Source organism: Chromobacterium sp. LK11 (assembly GCF_001043705.1).
Taxonomy (GTDB): Bacteria; Pseudomonadota; Gammaproteobacteria; order Burkholderiales; family Chromobacteriaceae; genus Chromobacterium; species Chromobacterium alkanivorans.
The window spans coordinates 149,535-165,647 of record NZ_LDUR01000016.1 but is presented as its reverse complement, the minus strand read 5'-3'; the positions used below and the strand labels follow the sequence as shown (position 1 = coordinate 165,647).

Here is a 16,113-nt window from a genome sequence, read left to right as displayed (position 1 = left end):
GCCCTGCGCGTCTTAGTCCTTGAGCAGGCTGTCTAGCTTGGCCGCCTTGGGTTTGACCAGCCAGAAGTAGTCGACGTAATCGTCGAAGTTCTCCAGCATCGCCTTGGCCGTCTCGGAGCCGGTCAACTCAACGTGCTTGGCGATCTTTTCCAATAGATAGGCGCGATACATGCCCATGGCCTCGCCGTTGATCAGATGGATGTCGATCAGCTCGTTGTTGTAGCGATAAGCGAATTTCTCATTCGGGTCGTAGACGAAGGCGAAGCCGCCGGTCATGCCGGCGCCGAAGTTGTAGCCGGTTTCGCCCAGCACGATGACGCTGCCGCCGGTCATGTATTCGCAGCAATGGTCGCCGGCGCCTTCGATGACGGCCAGCGCGCCGGAGTTGCGCACGCCGAAACGCTCGCCCGCCACGCCCGCGGCGAACAACTGGCCGCCGGTAGCCCCGTACAGACAGGTATTGCCGATGATGATGGACTCGCCCGCCCGGTATCCGGCGTTCTTGGGCGGGTAGATGGTCACCCGGCCGCCGGCCATGCCCTTGCCCACATAGTCGTTGGCGTCGCCTTCCAGTTCCAGATGCAGACCGGATGCGTTCCATACGCCGAAACTTTGCCCGGCGCTGCCGCTGAACTTGATCTTGAGACAGCCGAACGGCAGGCCCGCCGCGCCGTGAACGCGGGCGATCTCGCCGGACAGGCGCGCGCCGATGGAACGGTGGGTGTTCTCGATTGGGTAGCTCAGCTCCATCATCTGTTTATTGTGGATGGCGGACAAGGCGTCCTGCAGAATGGCTTCCGCCAATTCGCCCTTGTCAAAGGAGGGATTGCTGGCGCTGACGCAGAAACGCGGCTCGCTGTCCGGCACCCGGCCTTGCGACAACAAGGGCGACAGGTCGAGCTTCTGCTGCTTGTCGGTGTCGCCGGCCGCCAGGCTCAGCAGGTCCATCCGGCCGATCAGCTGCTCCATATTGCGCACGCCCAGCTTGGCCATCCACTCGCGGGTTTCGCGCGCGATGAACAGGAAATAGTTCATCACCATTTCCGGCAAGCCGGTGAAGTACTTGGAGCGCAGCTTGATTTCCTGGGTGGCCACGCCGGTGGCGCAGTTGTTCAAATGGCAGATGCGCAGGTATTTGCAGCCCAGCGCCACCATAGGCCCGGTGCCGAAGCCGAAGCTTTCCGCTCCCATCATCGCCGCCTTGACCACATCCAGCCCAGTCTTCAAGCCGCCGTCGGTCTGCACCCGCACCCGGCCGCGCAGGCCGTTGGCGCGCAGCACTTGCTGCGCTTCGGACAGGCCCAGCTCCCAAGGGGAGCCGGCGTATTTGACTGAGGTCAGCGGCGAAGCACCAGTGCCGCCGTCGTAGCCGGAGATGGTGATCAGATCGGCGTAGGCCTTGGCCACGCCGGCGGCGATGGTTCCGACGCCGGGCTCGGCCACCAGCTTGACCGACACCAGCGCGGACGGGTTGACCTGCTTGAGGTCGAAAATCAGCTGCGCCAGGTCTTCGATCGAATAGATGTCATGATGCGGCGGCGGCGAGATCAGGCTGATGCCTTCCTTGGCGTGGCGCAGCCGCGCAATCAGGCCGGACACCTTGTCGCCCGGCAGCTGGCCGCCCTCGCCCGGCTTGGCGCCCTGGGCCACCTTGATCTGCAGCACTTCGGCATTGACCAGGTAATGCGGCGTGACGCCGAAGCGTCCCGACGCCACCTGCTTGATCTTGGACATCTTCTCAGTGCCGTAGCGCGCGGCGTCCTCGCCGCCCTCGCCGGAGTTGGAGCGCCCGCCCAGACGGTTCATCGCTATCGCCAGCGCCTCGTGCGCCTCCGGCGACAGGGCCCCCAGCGACATGCCCGCGGAGTCGAAACGCTTGAGGATGGCTTCCACCGGCTCCACCTCGTCGATGGAGATGGGCTCGCCCAGCGGCTGCACCTGCATCAGGTCGCGCAGCATCGCCACCGGGCGCTGGTTCACCGCCTCGGCGTATTGCTGATAGGCCTGGTAGTCGTCGTTCTGCACCGCCTTTTGCAGCAAGGTCACCACATCGGGGTTGTAAGCGTGGTACTCCTCGCCGTGCACGTATTTGAGCAAGCCGCCCTGGGAAATCGGCCTCATCGGGTTGAAGGCGAAACGCGCCAGCTTGCGCTGATCGTCCTCGAAGTCGGAGAAACCCGCGCCCGACACCCGCGACACCGTGCCCTTCAGGCACAGCTCCACCACCTCTTCGTGAATGCCCACCGCTTCGAACAGCTGCGCGCCGCGATAGGAGGCGATGGTGGAGATGCCCATCTTGGACAGTACTTTGAGCAGGCCCTTGTTGATGCCCTTGCGATAGTGCTGCAAGGCTTCGTTGAGCTTGAGTTTGACCTCGCCGCTCTGCACCAGCTCGATGATGCTTTGGTAAGCCAGGTAAGGGTAGACCGCGGTGGCGCCGTAGCCGATGATGCAGGCCATCTGGTGCGCGTCGCGCACCGTGCCGGTTTCCAGCACGATATTGGTTTTGCAACGCAGGCCGCTGTCGATCAGCGCGTGATGCACCGCGCCAGTGGCGAACAAGGCTGGAATAGGCAGCCGTTGCGCCGTCACGTGGCGGTCGGACAGCACGACGATGACGGTGCCCTCCTCCACAGCTTCGACCACATGCCGGCTCAGGCTCTCTATCGCCTGGCGCAGGTCGGTCTCGGCCGGGTCGTAGCACAGATCAAAGGTCGTCGCCTTCAGATAGGGCTCCGGCCGCGTGGTGACGCGGGTAAATTTCTCATGCGACAGCACCGGCGAACGCACTTCCAGCCGCTTGGCGTGCTCGGCGCTCTCCTCGAACATATTGCGCTCGGGTCCGAACACCGTATTCAGCGACATCACCACCGCTTCGCGGATGGGGTCGATCGGCGGGTTGGTCACCTGGGCGAACTGTTGGCGCAGATAATCAAACGGCGAGCGCACCTTACGGCTCAGCACCGCCATCGGCGTATCGTCCCCCATCGAACCCACCGCCTCCTGGCCGTCCTCGGCCAGCACGCGCAGGATCTGATCCCGTTCCTCGAAGCTGATGTTGAACAACTTCTGCAGGCGCGCCAGCTCGTCCTTGGACAAAGGTTCGACTCCGGCGTCGTCCTCGATCGACAGCTCCAGGTATTTGGCGCTGTCCTTGATCCATTGCCGGTACGGCTTGGCGCTCTTGAGCTGAGCGTCGATTTCCTCCGGCAGCAACAGCTCGCCGGTGGCCAGGTCCGCGGCGAACAGCTGACCCGGCTTGACCCTGCCCTTGCGCACCACGTTTTCAGGCTGGTAGTCCCACACCCCCACTTCGGAGGCGATGGTCAGCACATTGTCCCGGGTCAACACCCAGCGCGCCGGCCGGAGACCGTTGCGGTCCAGCATGCAGGCGGCGTAGCGGCCATCGGTGAGCACGATGCCGGCCGGGCCGTCCCAGGGCTCCATATGCATGGAGTTGAATTCGTAGAAGGCGCGCAAGTCCTTGTCGGTGGAGTCCACATTCTGCCAAGCCGGCGGCACCAGCAGGCGCAGCGCGCGGAACAGCGGAATGCCGCCCATCAGCAGGCCTTCCAGCATATTGTCCAGCGACATCGAGTCGGAACCGTCGGTCTGCACGATGGGACGCACCGCGTCCATGTCCAGATGCGGAGAGGCCATGATGCGCTCGCGCGCGCGCGCCCAATGACGATTGCCCTGTACGGTGTTGATTTCGCCGTTATGGGCGAGGAAACGGAAAGGCTGCGCCAGCTTCCATTGCGGCCAGGTATTGGTGGAGAAGCGCTGATGGAACACAGCCAGGCTGGACTCGAAGCGGGGATCGTTCAAATCCAGAAAGAACTTGGACAGGTTCTCCGGCGTCACCAAGCCTTTGTAGGACAGGGTGTGCGGCGACAAGGTCGGCAGATAAAAAAACGGGTCGTCCGCCTTATTGGCTTTCTCAGCCTGGCGACGACCCATGTACAAACGGCGCTGGAACATTAATTCGTCCATGCCGAACGGACAGTTAACAAAGACCTGGACCATGGCGGGAAGCGATGCCAAGGCCGCCTCCCCACAGGCGCTGTCGTCGGTGGGAACCTGCCGGAAGCCGGCCACCTCCAATCCCTGGGATTCCAGGAACTCGCGCAGACGGCGCAAGCTGCGCTCGCCCTGTTCCGAATCGGGATGGTGGAACACCAGACCGGCGGCGTACACTGGCTTCAGCGCCAAGCCGGTCTCAGCGGCGACTTCGCGCAAAAAACCGTCCGGCTTGCGAAACAGCAGGCCGCAGCCGTCGCCGGATTTGCCGTCGGCGGCCACTGCGCCGCGATGAGTCAGTTTGGCCAGCGAGGAAATGGCGGTATCCACCAGCCAGTGACTGGGTTTATCGTCAAGCTGGGCGATCAAGCCAAAACCGCAGCTATCCTGTTCGAAGTCCGGATGGTACAGGGTGCCCTGTAGCCAGCGTTGTCTGTCCATAGCTTTGTCCTGCTTATAATGTGAAACGAATGTTTCGATTCTAAGGGCAAGGAGCTTGACCCTGCAACCGGTTTTTGTGCACCGCATTAGACTATAAAAATCATCAAGTTACAGCATGTTTTTTAATTTTTCGATGTCGAAAAATCGTATTTTTACGACGGATTAATTGTGATTTTGTGACGCGAACGTTCAATAAAACGACCGTCAAGCCGCCTTGTCAAGGACATCCAAAATGGCTCTTTTAATCGAATTAAGTATATTGTCAAACAATAGCCAAGCATAATGCCCATCCTGTCTCCCTCCCCCGCCAATCAGGAGCTGATCCGTCACCTGGCCGAGCAGGCGTTTTCCCGCTCCGCCGGCGCCCCGCTGGTGGGCGGCAATCACCTGGAATTGCTCTACGACAGCGCGGAGAATTTCCCGGCATGGGAACAAGCCATCGCCGACAGCCGGGAGTCGATATTCATAGAGATGTATATCTTCGCCAACGACGCGTTCGGCCTGCGGATGCGGGACCTGCTGACCGAGCGCGCGCGCGCCGGGGTGAAGGTTTGCGTGCTTTACGACTGGCTGGGCAGCTGGAAAACCCATCTGGGCAGTTTTTTCAAGCCCTTGCAGGCCGCGGGAGCGGAATTGCGCGCCTACAACCCGCCGTCGCTGACCGCCGGCCTCAGCATGCTGGGCCGCAACCATCGCAAGCTGATCGTGATTGATCGCCAGACCGTCTTCGTGTCCGGCCTGTGCATCAGCTCCAGTTGGGAAGGGCGGCCGGAACGCGGCCAAGAGCCCTGGCGCGATACCGGCGTCAAATTCAGCGGCCCGCTGGCGGCCGACGCGCTGGCCGCCTTCGCCGACAGCTGGGCCAGCTGCGGCGGCCCGCTGCCCGAGGAATGGCTGACCCCGCCGCCGGCGGAGAACCGCGGCGCCGTGGCGGCGCGTCTGATCGCCACCACGCCCGCCACCGCTCAAATGATGCGCCTGGATTTGCTGATCGCCTGCTTCGCCCGACGCACGCTGTGGCTGACCGACGCCTACTTCATGGGCACCAGCATGTATCTGACCGCGCTGAAACAGGCCGCGCGCGACGGCGTCGACGTCCGCTTGCTGGTGCCGCGCTCCAGCGACATCGGCTGGATCGCCACCGTGTCGCGCACCCAGTATCGCCCGCTGCTGGAAGCCGGCGTGCGCGTATTCGAATGGGACGGCCCGATGATCCACGCCAAGACCGCGGTGGCGGACGGCCGCTGGGCGCGCATCGGCTCCACCAATCTCAATCTGTCCAGCTGGCTGGCCAATCGCGAACTGGACGTGGCGGTGGAGGACCAGGCTTTGGCGGAAAAGCTGGCCGAGCAATTCCTGCAGGATCTGGACCACGCCACCGAAGTGATTCTGGCCGGCCAGCGCCGCCGCCCGACGCTGACCAAGCCGCGTCCCAAGGACTATCACGGCCTGCTGTTGCCGCCGCACACCGCCGCCATCAGCGGCGCCAGCGCCGCCGCGCGGCAAGCGGCGCGGATCGGGGACGCGCTGGGCGTGGTGGTGCGCGGCACCCGCAACGTCGACGCCAGCGAGGCGTCCGCCTTTCTGACCATAGGCATGGCCCTGCTGATCTTCGCCGGCCTGATCGCCTTCTTCCCCTGGCTGGTGGCCGCGCCCTTGCTGTTTCTGCTGCTGCTCAGCGGCGGCGCCATCGTCGCCAAGGCCCTGGGCTTGTACTGGGCCAGACGTGGCAAAAAACAACAGCCGCCGCCGGCCGCGCCGGCAAGCGGTCAAGATGGCGCGCCTCAGGACAAATTCGATTAAAAACAATCCGTTGACCAGGGGCTGCGTTCCCCTGGCCGCTTCGCCGCACCGCGCCTGGCCGCCGCCGGGCGTTTTTTTCGCCGAAAAGTTTTTGCTGCGCAACAACATGACAAGCAAAAGGTCTAAAATGCGCGCTTTCTTGGGATGTTCTCCAGGCCGGCAGACGTGAAGCCCGCGCGGATTCCAGCGCGAGCCGACTACGGACCGCGGCGCAAAGCGCCCTGTTTTTATTCGCGCCTCAAGGCCAGCCTCCATGGCGGCGGCGGACCCCGCGTCTGCCCGTGCGTACAGAACTGCGCCCCAACGCGCACCGAGTGACACCGCAAAGGGTTACAGGTGCCCGCGGCTCCGGCCCCGCCTACGGCGAACCGGCGGCCAACCCGCATCCCGCCCCGCGCGTGTCCGAGTTAAAGCAACTAAGGACTCAGGTATGCGTTTTCATTTCCCCATCGTGATCATCGACGAGGACTTCCGCTCGGAAAACACCAGCGGTTCCGGCATCCGCGAACTCGCCGCCGCCATGGAGGCGGAAGGCATGAGCGTGATCGGCTACACCAGCTACGGCGATCTGACTTCCTTCGCCCAGCAGCAAAGCCGCGCCGCCGGCTTCATCCTGTCGATAGACGACGAGGAATTCCACACCGAGGACGCGGCGCAGGAAGCGCTGGGCAAGCTCTACGGCTTCGTCGCGGAAATCCGTCGCCGCAATCCGGACATCCCGGTCTATCTGTACGGCGAAACCCGCACCGCGCGCCACATTCCCAACGACATCCTGCGCGAGTTGCACGGCTTCATCCACATGCACGAGGACACGCCGGAGTTCGTCGCCCGCCACATCATCCGCGAGGCCAAAAGCTATCTGGACAGCCTGGCGCCGCCGTTCTTCCGCGCGCTGGTGGACTACGCCCACGACGGCTCCTACTCCTGGCACTGCCCCGGCCACTCCGGCGGCGTCGCCTTCCTGAAGAGCCCGGTGGGCCAGATGTTCCACCAGTTCTTCGGCGAGAACATGCTGCGCGCCGACGTCTGCAACGCGGTGGACGAACTGGGCCAGTTGCTGGACCACACCGGCCCCATCGCCGCCTCCGAGCGCAACGCCGCGCGCATCTTCAACGCCGACCATCTGTTCTTCGTCACCAACGGCACCTCCACTTCCAACAAGATCGTCTGGCACAGCTGCGTGGCGGCCGGCGACATCGTGTTGGTGGACCGCAACTGCCACAAATCCAATCTGCACGCCATCATGATGACCGGCGCGATCCCGGTGTTCCTAATGCCGACGCGCAACCATTACGGCATCATCGGCCCGATTCCGAAGTCCGAATTCCAGCTCGACAACATCAAGAAGAAAATCCAGGCCAATCCCTTCGCCCGCGAAGCGCTGGCCAAGAACCCGCAGGCCAAGCCGCGCATCCTGACGCTGACTCAGTCCACCTACGACGGCATTCTCTACAACGTGGAGGAAATCAAGCATCTGCTGGACGGCGAGGTCGACACCCTGCACTTTGACGAAGCCTGGCTGCCCCACGCCGGCTTCCACGATTTCTACGGCGACTTCCACGCCATCGGCGAAGGGCGGCCGCGCTGCAAGGACAGCCTGATCTTCTCCACCCAGTCCACCCACAAGCTGCTGGCCGGCATCAGCCAGGCCTCGCAGATCCTGGTACAGGACCCGGAGCAGCGTCAGCTGGATACCGCCTGGTTCAACGAGGCCTATCTGATGCACACCTCCACCAGCCCGCAATATTCCATCATCGCCAGCTGCGACGTGGCCGCGGCGATGATGGAACAGCCGGGCGGACAGGCGCTGGTGGAAGAGTCGCTGGTGGAGGCGCTGGACTTCCGCCGCGCCATGCGCAAGGTGGACGAGGAATACGGCCGCGACTGGTGGTTCAGCGTCTGGGGTCCGGACGACCTGTCCGACGACGGCATCTGCGACCCGGCCGAGTGGCAGTTGCGTCCGGACGAGCGCTGGCACGGTTTCGCCGGCATCGAGGACGGCTTCAATATGCTGGACCCGATCAAGGCCACGGTGCTGACCCCGGGCCTGGATGTGGACGGCAGTTTCGAAGAGATGGGCATTCCCGCCGCCATCGTCACCAAGTACCTGACCGAGCACGGCGTGGTGGTGGAAAAGACCGGGCTGTACAGCTTCTTCATCATGTTCACCATCGGCATCACCAAGGGCCGCTGGAACACGCTGATCTCCCTGTTGCAACAGTTCAAGGACGACTTCGACAAGAACCAGCCGATGTGGCGGGTGATGCCGGAGTTCATCGCCAAATATCCGCAATACGAGCGCGTCGGCCTGCGCGATCTGTGCCAGCGCATCCACCAGCTCTACAGCAAGCACGACGTGGCCCGCATCACCACCGAGATCTATCTGTCGGAAATGGAGCCGGCGATGCGCCCGGCCGACGCCTTCGCCAAAATGGCCCACCGCGAAATCGAGCGCGTGCCGGTGGAACAGCTGGAAGGCCGCGTCACCGCGGTGCTGTTGACGCCGTACCCGCCGGGCATCCCGCTGCTGATCCCCGGCGAGCGTTTCAACAAGACCATCGTCGACTATCTGCGTTTCGCCCAGGACTTCAACCGCGAGCTGCCCGGCTTTGAAACCGATGTGCACGGGCTGGTGGCGGCGGAGCTTGACGGCAGCAAGGTCTACTGCGTCGACTGCGTGAAATGAGGAACGGCGGGCGGCGCTCCGCCCGCCGCACACTTTCTACACAATAATCCTTAACACACCAGGCTGGCGCGCCCTCGGCGGCGTGCGATAATCGCCGCCATGATGTCATTGGATCGCCGCTACGCCCTCACCGCCTGGCTGTTGCTCAGCCTGGCGGGCTGCCTATGGCTGGGCTGGCGCCAGTTTGGCGAATTGGAGCAGCGCTTCCGCCAGGAGTCCTTCATCACCCTGCGCCTGCTGAGCCAGAAAGCCTCGCAACACGACGCGGTGCTGGCCACGCTGGCCGCCTCGGAGCAAAGCCGTTTGCCGGCCGACATGCTCAAGCGCCTGCAAACGGCCATGCCGCAGTTGAGCGCCATCGGCTACTGGCGGCAGCAGCAATGGCATGGCGACCCCGGCGGCCTGCGCCCGCCTCTGGCCTTGCTGTGGCAGGCCCAGCAACAAGGCCAGACCATTCTCGGCTTCGACTCGCAACAACGCTACTGGCTGCAAAGCCCAGACGGCTGGGCGCTGCTGATCGACCCGCTGCGCATGCTGGTCCAGGCCGAACTGCCCGAACCTCTGGAAAACATCTCGCTGCAATTGCGCGGCCACCGCATCGAATTGCTGCAACGCAAGGCCGGCGGACAAGCCAATGACTGGGACTTGAGCCTGGATCGCAAGCTGCCCAGCGCCAGCCAGCCCTTCCGCCTGTCCAGCCGCACCGCCTTGAGCTGGAACAGCTTGCCTTGGATGGAAATCCTGTTGTGGAACGCGCTGCTGGCCGCCGTCGCCGTCGCGCTCTACGCCAGACATCGCCAACGCGCCTCGCAACAGCGCCAGCAGCAGCAGGACCGGCTGGCCGCTCAAGCCCGGCTCAATACCCTGAATGAAATGATGGCCGGGCTGGCCCAGGAACTCAACCCGCCGCTGACCGCCATCATCGCCAATACCCGCCAGCTGGAACGGACGCTGGACGAACCCTCGCAACGCGAAGCCGCGCGCGATACGCTGCAGGCCACCGGCGCGCAGGCGCGCCGCGCCGCGGCGCTGATCAGCCGGCTCAGCCGTCTGCTGGCCCATCCCAAAGCCACGGAAACCACCCCGCTGGATCCCGACGCGCTGGTGAACTCCCTGCTGTTCCTGCGCCAGGCCGAGCTGGCCAATCAGAACATCACGCTGGAGTGGCATAACTTAAGCCCGGAAGAATGGCCGCGCGCGGAGCGCACCGCGCTGGAGCAGATCCTGCACAACCTGGTGCAGAACGCCTGCGACGCGTTGCAGGAACAAGGCGGCCGCATCGTGATCAGCGGCGAAAGCGACGGACACAACTACCGCTTCAAGATCATAGACAACGGCCCGGGCATTGCCGACGCCATCCTGCCCAAGATTTTCCTGCCCTTCTTCACCACCCGCTCGCGCGGCATGGGTCTGGGCTTGCCGCTCTGCGAAACCTTGGCGCGGGCCCAGGGCGGCAAGCTGCACGTGCAAAACGCCGCCAACGGCGGCGTCATCGCCCAACTGATCCTGCCCTGGGCCAAGCGCGGCGCATGAGGCGTTGAACAGGCGCTATCAGTCCTTGCTCGCCAGCGCCAAGCGCAAAGCCAAGCCGCCAAACACCGAGGCCAGCAGCCATTGCGGCAGCCGGCTGCTTCCCAGCCTGTCGCCAAGCGCGCGCCCGAAACGGCTGGCCGCCAGGATGATCGCGCCGTTGATCAGCAAGCCTATCGCGTTCAGCAAGGTCGCCAGCACCATGATCTGCAACGAGACCGGCCCCGCGGCCGGATGCACGAACTGGGGAAACAAGGCCAGCACGAAGAGCGCCATCTTGGGATTGAGCAGATTGGTGATCAGGCCCTGGGCCACGATGCGCGGCATCGACTGCGCGCCCGCCGCGCCGGGAACGCTCAACACGCTGCGACTGCGCAGCGTCGTCCAGGCCAGGTAGAACAGATAGGCGGCGCCGGCGATGCGCACCGCATCGTAGGCCAGCGGCGCGTGCACGAACAGCTGCGCCAGGCCGAAGGCCGCCGCCAGCGCATGACAGTAAGTGCCCATCAGGATGCCCGCCAAGGTGGCGAAACCGGCTCGGCGTCCCTGGCTGGCGCTGCGGCTGGCGATCAACAGCATGTCCGGCCCCGGCGTCGCCGCCAGCGCGACGCAGGCGAGGCTGAACAACAATAGCGTGGACAAATCAGGCATGACGGACATTCCGGATAAATACAAACCGATATGATACGAGCCTGCCCGTCGGAATCAAAGCCTCACTCCAGCGCCGCGCCGCGTTCTCCCAGCAAAGCTCTCAACACCGAACGGTGGCAATGCGCCTCGTCCTGGCAATAACAACCGATGGAAAAGTGGCTGCCGTGCGACAGCGCCGCCAGCAAATCCAGCTCGCGGCTTTGCGCCGGCGCCTTCATCTCGGCGCGATACGCGCGCTCGAACGCCTGCCACTCGGCGGGACTCTGCGCCGCCTGCGCCTGTTTCACCAATTCCGCGCTGGGCGCCAGGTTGGGAAACCACACATCGTACCAGTCGCCGCTGGCAAACGCCTCCTTGGGCACCCCGCGCGGCGGCCGCCGCACCGTGCCGATGCGCGTGCCCTCCTGCGGGTGACGCGGACTGCCCAATTGCACGACGCGTACCGTCATAGCTCATTCTCCCAAACCGCGCGGCCCAGGCGCGCGCGCAACAACATTGTCATCGATGGCGAACCCTGCGTAGACTAAGGGCCCGCCCCCCAACCAGAACAATCCTCATGCAACACTATCCGCTTTATCTGCTGATGGCCGCCGCCACCGTGCTCAGTCCCGGCCCCGGCATTTTGATGACCCTGACCAATTCGCTGCGCTTCGGCCTGCGCGGCACGATGGGCGGCATTCTCGGCACCGCCTGCGGCTCCTTCATCGTCGCCGGCGTGTCGGCCACCAGCCTCGGCCTGCTGCTGGCCGCCTCGGCGCTGGCCTTCACCGTGATGAAGTGGATAGGCGCCGCCTATCTGTTCTACCTGGGCGTCAAGCTGCTGCGCGCGCCGGCTTTCCGCTTCGATGAGATCCAAACCCAGCCGCGCGGCTTTGCCCGGCGCTTTGGGGAAGGCATGGCGGTGCAACTGACCAATCCCAAATCCATTTTCTTCTTTCTGTCCATCTTCCCTCAGTTTATCGACACCCAGGGCGCTTACGCGCCGCAGTTCCTGCTGCTGGTCGGCACCTTCAGCAGCCTGATCATCCTGATCCACACCGTGTACGCGCTGACCGCGCAACGCGCGCGGCGCTGGCTGGCCAGCGAACGCGGCGGCAAGTGGGTGAACAAGGCCGGCGGCATGACTTTTCTGCTGTTCGGCGCCCTGCTCGCCAACGCCAACAAGTAATAGCGCCATGCATCTGCAACGGGAATCGCCGCGGCAACGCGATGTATTGGAACTGATTCGACAACTGGACGAATACCAGGCCGCCCTCTACCCGGCGGAAAGCAATCACTTGATGGACCCGGCGGAGCTGGAGCGCCAGCAGGTTTGCTTCATCGTCGCCCGCGACGACAAGCATGCGGCGGTCGGCTGCGCCGCGCTGGTGCCGCATGAGGATTACGGCGAAATCAAGCGCATGTTCGTGGCGACGTCCCAACGCGGCAAGGGCGTGGCTCAGGCGCTGTTGGCGCGCCTGGAGGAAGAAGCCCGCGCCGCCGGCCTGTCCGCGCTGAAACTGGAAACCGGCGTGTCGCAGCCTGAAGCCATCGGCCTGTACCGGCGCGCCGGATTCGATCCCTGCCCGCCGTTCGGCGACTACCGGCCCGACCCGCTCAGCCTGTTCATGAGCAAGGCCTTATAGGCCGGCCGGCTTGCGACGGCTACCAGCCGTTCTCCAATACCAGATGGCCCGGCGCGCTTTGCCGGCTCATCCGGTAGCCCATCTTCATCAGCTGCCTATGGGTGTCCTCCACCATGGCCGGGTTGCCGCAGATCATGAAGCGCGAGTGCTCCGGCGACATCGCCAGCCCCGCCGCCCGCTCCAGGCTTCCATTGGCCAGCAAGGCCGGAATGCGCTCGTTCAACACCCCCTCCGGAGCGTCGCGCGTCACGATGGGCAGGTATTGCAGCTTGTGCCCGTGCTCGTCCCACAGCGGATGCTCGCATAAAGCGGCGATGAAATCCTGATAGCTGAGCTCAGCTGCGTGCCGCACGCAATGCGCCAGCACAATGCGTTCGAAGCGCTGCCACTGGCCCGGATCCTGCAGAATCGACAAATACGGCGCCAAGCCGGTGCCGGTGGCCAGCAGCCACAAATCCTCGCCCGCCGGCAGCCGGTCCGCCAGGAAGAAGCCCATCGCCCTCTTGTCCAACATCACTTCCGCGCCCACTTGCAGCCGCGCCAGGCGCGAACTGAACTGGCCGTCCGGCACCACGATGGAATAAAACTCCAGATACTCGTCGGTCACCGCGGAACACATCGAGTACGCCCGCCACACCTGGCCGCCCTGTTCGCCCAGCGGCAAGCCCAGCCGCGCGAACTGCCCCGGCTCAAACCGATAGGCGTCCGGCCGCCGCAAGCGGAAGCTGAGCAGATTGTCCGCCCAGCGCCGCAGCCACAAGATGGGTTGAACCGTGTATTTCTCTTCGATCGCTGTATCCATTGCTCGCCAATACCCAAGTAAATTACTCAAGTATTGTGCTCCAGATCGGCCCCGGCTTCAAGCCTGCGCCTCCGCGGCGCTCAACGATAGGCGGCCAGCCACTCCTCGTGCAGCGTGGCGACCAGCTGCCCGGCCGGCAGCTCGCGGCCGGCAGCCACGTTCTCCCCCGCCCACAAGGACAAAAAGTCGCGCAAGCCGGCCTTGGCCGCCGCGGCGCGCAAAGGCCCGGTCAAGGCGTTCATCACCGGATACGCGGGCACCAGCTCTTCCTTGTCGGCCATCAACTCCATATAACGATTGTTCAGGCCGCGCGCGGGGCGCCCGGAAAAGGCTCGGGTCAAACGGGTTCCGCCGGGCGCGGCCTTGGCCAGCTCGCTTTTCCACAAGGCGGAAATGCCGGATTCCGGGCAACGCAAAAACGCGGTGCCCAGCTGGCACGCCTGGGCACCGTGGCGCATCGCGGCGGCGATGTCGCGTCCATGCATGAGGCCGCCGGCGGCGATCACCGGCAGCGGCTGGTTCTGCGCCAGCTCGTAAACCAGCGACAACGTGGGCCGCAGGCTGTCCTGCGGCCGGCCGATGAAGGTGCCGCGATGGCCGCCGGCCTCCCGGCCCTGGGCGCAGATCGCGTCCGCACCCAGCTCGGCCCAGGCCAGCCCTTCCGCCATATTGGTGGCGGTGCCGATCACTTCTATCTTGGCCTGCTTCAACAATTTGAGCTGATTGCGGTTGAGGATGCCGAAGGTGAAGCTCGCGACCGCCGGCTTGGCTTCCAGCAGCGCTTCGAACTGGCGCGCGAACGGCTCGCAGAAGCGCTCCGGGATTGCCGGCGCCGGCAGGCCCAGTTCGCGGTGCAGCGGCGCCAGCCACTCCAGCGCCTGCTGCAAGACCTCCCGGCTGGGAGCCGGATCGTCCTGCACGAACAGATTGATGCCGAAGGGCTTGTCGGTGAGACGCCGCACCGCGGCGGCTTCGCTGAGCAAGCGTTCGGGCGGCAGCAGCGCCGCCGCCAGGAAGCCCAGGCCCCCGGCCTGGCTGACCGCGGCCACCAAGGGCGGGGTGGTGGCGCCGCCCGCCATCGGCGCCTGAATCAAAGGGGTGTGCAACTGCCAGCGACGGCACAAAGCGGAAGCCATATTTTTCCTCGATTACGCCCTCGCGGGCGTCGGTTGAAAGACAGCCCAGCCAGATCAGTCCGCCAGAGCCTGCTCCAGGTCGGCCAGGATGTCGTCGATATCCTCAATGCCTATCGACAGCCTTACCCCGCCTTCGCGTATGCCCAATTGCGCTTTCTGCTCCGGCGGCATGCCGCCATGCGACATGGTGTAGCTGTGATTGATCAGCGACTCGACTCCGCCCAGCGACTCGGCCAGCGCGAACAGGCGCAAGCGCTCGGCCAGCCGGCTGGCGGCCTCGCGGCTGTCGTCCTTCAGCCAGATGCTGACGATGCCGCCGAAGCGGCGCATCTGACGGCCGGCCAAATCATGCCCCGGATGCTCCGGCAGCCCCGGGAAGAACACCCGCTCCACCTTGGGATGCGACTGCAGATAATCCGCCACCCGCTCCGCGTTGTCGCAATGCCGATCCATGCGCAAATGCAGGGTCTTGATGCCGCGCAGGGTCAGGAAGCAATCCTGCGGCCCCGGCACCGCGCCGGCGGCGTTCTGAATGAATTTGATCTCGCGGTGCAGCGCGTCGTCGCTGACCGCCACCAGGCCCAGCAGAACGTCGGAGTGGCCGGCCAAGTACTTGGTGGCGGAATGCACGACGATGTCGGCGCCCAAATCGAGCGGGTTCTGCAGATAAGGCGTGGCGAAAGTGCTGTCCACCGCCACCCGGACGCCGTGCGCGTGCGCGGTCTTGGCCAGCTCCGCGATGTCCACCATGCCCAACAGCGGGTTGGTGGGCGACTCCAGCCACAGCAGCTTGGTCCGCGCGCTGATCAGCGTTTCCAGTTTCCGGCTGTCGCTCAAATCCGCGAAAACGACCTTGACGCCCGCCGGCTCCATCACCTTGGTCAACAAGCGGTAAGCGCCGCCGTAAAGATCCGCCACCGCAATCACTTCGTCGCCCGGCTTCAGGCAGGCGCGCAGCACCGCGTCTATGGCCGCCATGCCGCTGGCGAAGGCCAGGCCGTGACGGGCGTTTTCCAGGCTGGCCAGGCAGGCTTCCAGCGCCGCCCGCGTGGGATTGCCGGTGCGGGCGTAAACAAAGGGCATGGATTCGCCGACATGCCCGTATTCGAACACCGAAGTCTGGTACACCGGCGGCATCACCGCCTTGCCATGATCTGCGTTGTCATAGCCGACATGAATGGATCTGGTTGCAAATTTCACGGCTTTTCCTCAAAAAATCATTTACTTGTCCGCTTTGTCGGACAAACCGACCGCAATCAAGCGCCTAGTGCGCCGCAGCCATGACTCTTTCATCATTTTTCGAAAACTTCAAGGAAACCGCCGCTAAAACGGCGACTACTCCCTTGATCTTGACTAAATTTTTAGCAGCTTTGACTTTACATCCACGCGCTTTAGGACTATTTTGCAGCGTTTCGCATT

Annotated in this window: 11 protein-coding genes; 5 read left to right on the top strand and 6 right to left on the bottom strand. The window is 64.2% G+C overall.

Translation table 11 applies throughout. The features are described 5' to 3' along the window. Positions 1-12 precede the first annotated feature (12 nt). Positions 13-4,461 carry a glutamate synthase large subunit gene (gltB, locus tag VK98_RS11455; protein ID WP_048414156.1) on the bottom strand — a complete coding sequence of 1,483 codons (4,449 nt, stop codon included), beginning with the start codon at positions 4,459-4,461 and terminating at the stop codon, positions 13-15. 282 nt (positions 4,462-4,743) lie between these two features. On the opposite strand from gltB, the gene VK98_RS11450 reads away from it, so the two are divergent. The 3 genes from VK98_RS11450 to VK98_RS11440 all read left to right on the top strand — a co-directional run bounded on the left by VK98_RS11450 (position 4,744) and on the right by VK98_RS11440 (position 10,483). Next, positions 4,744-6,264, top strand: coding sequence for a phosphatidylserine/phosphatidylglycerophosphate/cardiolipin synthase family protein (locus tag VK98_RS11450; protein ID WP_048414155.1), 1,521 nt, complete (start codon positions 4,744-4,746; stop codon positions 6,262-6,264). 430 nt (positions 6,265-6,694) lie between these two features. Beyond that, positions 6,695-8,950, top strand: a complete 2,256-nt coding sequence (locus tag VK98_RS11445; RefSeq protein WP_048414154.1) for an arginine/lysine/ornithine decarboxylase — start codon at positions 6,695-6,697, stop codon at positions 8,948-8,950. A gap of 99 nt (positions 8,951-9,049) precedes the next feature. Next, positions 9,050-10,483, top strand: a complete 1,434-nt coding sequence (locus VK98_RS11440) for an ATP-binding protein (RefSeq protein WP_048414153.1) — start codon at positions 9,050-9,052, stop codon at positions 10,481-10,483. Between the two features lie 18 nt (positions 10,484-10,501). Here VK98_RS11440 and VK98_RS11435 read toward each other — a convergent pair whose 3' ends face one another. Both VK98_RS11435 and VK98_RS11430 read right to left on the bottom strand, forming a co-directional pair. Next, positions 10,502-11,131 (bottom strand): LysE family translocator, encoded by a 630-nt coding sequence (locus VK98_RS11435; RefSeq protein WP_048414152.1) that lies wholly within the window; start codon positions 11,129-11,131, stop codon positions 10,502-10,504. A gap of 62 nt (positions 11,132-11,193) precedes the next feature. Continuing rightward, positions 11,194-11,580 carry a DUF488 domain-containing protein gene (locus VK98_RS11430; protein ID WP_048414151.1) on the bottom strand — a complete coding sequence of 129 codons (387 nt, stop codon included), beginning with the start codon at positions 11,578-11,580 and terminating at the stop codon, positions 11,194-11,196. Between the two features lie 107 nt (positions 11,581-11,687). Between VK98_RS11430 and VK98_RS11425 the strand changes: the two genes are divergently transcribed. Further along, positions 11,688-12,299 carry a LysE family translocator gene (locus tag VK98_RS11425; RefSeq protein WP_043637009.1) on the top strand — a complete coding sequence of 204 codons (612 nt, stop codon included), beginning with the start codon at positions 11,688-11,690 and terminating at the stop codon, positions 12,297-12,299. Positions 12,300-12,306: 7 nt separating this feature from the next. Next, positions 12,307-12,756, top strand: coding sequence for a GNAT family N-acetyltransferase (locus VK98_RS11420; RefSeq protein WP_048414150.1), 450 nt, complete (start codon positions 12,307-12,309; stop codon positions 12,754-12,756). Between the two features lie 19 nt (positions 12,757-12,775). On the opposite strand, the gene VK98_RS11415 is transcribed toward VK98_RS11420, so the two are convergent. From VK98_RS11415 to VK98_RS11405, 3 genes are all read right to left on the bottom strand, one after another. Further along, positions 12,776-13,558, bottom strand: coding sequence for a ferredoxin--NADP reductase (locus VK98_RS11415; protein ID WP_048414149.1), 783 nt, complete (start codon positions 13,556-13,558; stop codon positions 12,776-12,778). Positions 13,559-13,638: 80 nt separating this feature from the next. Beyond that, complete coding sequence (locus VK98_RS11410; RefSeq protein ID WP_048414148.1) at positions 13,639-14,694, bottom strand: nitronate monooxygenase family protein; 1,056 nt, start codon at positions 14,692-14,694, stop codon at positions 13,639-13,641. 54 nt (positions 14,695-14,748) lie between these two features. Then, positions 14,749-15,894 (bottom strand): PLP-dependent aspartate aminotransferase family protein, encoded by a 1,146-nt coding sequence (locus VK98_RS11405; RefSeq protein WP_048414147.1) that lies wholly within the window; start codon positions 15,892-15,894, stop codon positions 14,749-14,751. Positions 15,895-16,113 lie beyond the last annotated feature (219 nt).

Coding starts and splice junctions, on each gene's coding strand:
- gltB (WP_048414156.1), bottom strand. CDS start 4,461: ATGGACAGACAACGCTGGCTACAGGGCACCCTGTACCATCCGGACTTC.
- VK98_RS11450 (WP_048414155.1), top strand. CDS start 4,744: ATGCCCATCCTGTCTCCCTCCCCCGCCAATCAGGAGCTGATCCGTCAC.
- VK98_RS11445 (WP_048414154.1), top strand. CDS start 6,695: ATGCGTTTTCATTTCCCCATCGTGATCATCGACGAGGACTTCCGCTCG.
- VK98_RS11440 (WP_048414153.1), top strand. CDS start 9,050: ATGATGTCATTGGATCGCCGCTACGCCCTCACCGCCTGGCTGTTGCTC.
- VK98_RS11435 (WP_048414152.1), bottom strand. CDS start 11,131: ATGCCTGATTTGTCCACGCTATTGTTGTTCAGCCTCGCCTGCGTCGCG.
- VK98_RS11430 (WP_048414151.1), bottom strand. CDS start 11,580: ATGACGGTACGCGTCGTGCAATTGGGCAGTCCGCGTCACCCGCAGGAG.
- VK98_RS11425 (WP_043637009.1), top strand. CDS start 11,688: ATGCAACACTATCCGCTTTATCTGCTGATGGCCGCCGCCACCGTGCTC.
- VK98_RS11420 (WP_048414150.1), top strand. CDS start 12,307: ATGCATCTGCAACGGGAATCGCCGCGGCAACGCGATGTATTGGAACTG.
- VK98_RS11415 (WP_048414149.1), bottom strand. CDS start 13,558: ATGGATACAGCGATCGAAGAGAAATACACGGTTCAACCCATCTTGTGG.
- VK98_RS11410 (WP_048414148.1), bottom strand. CDS start 14,694: ATGGCTTCCGCTTTGTGCCGTCGCTGGCAGTTGCACACCCCTTTGATT.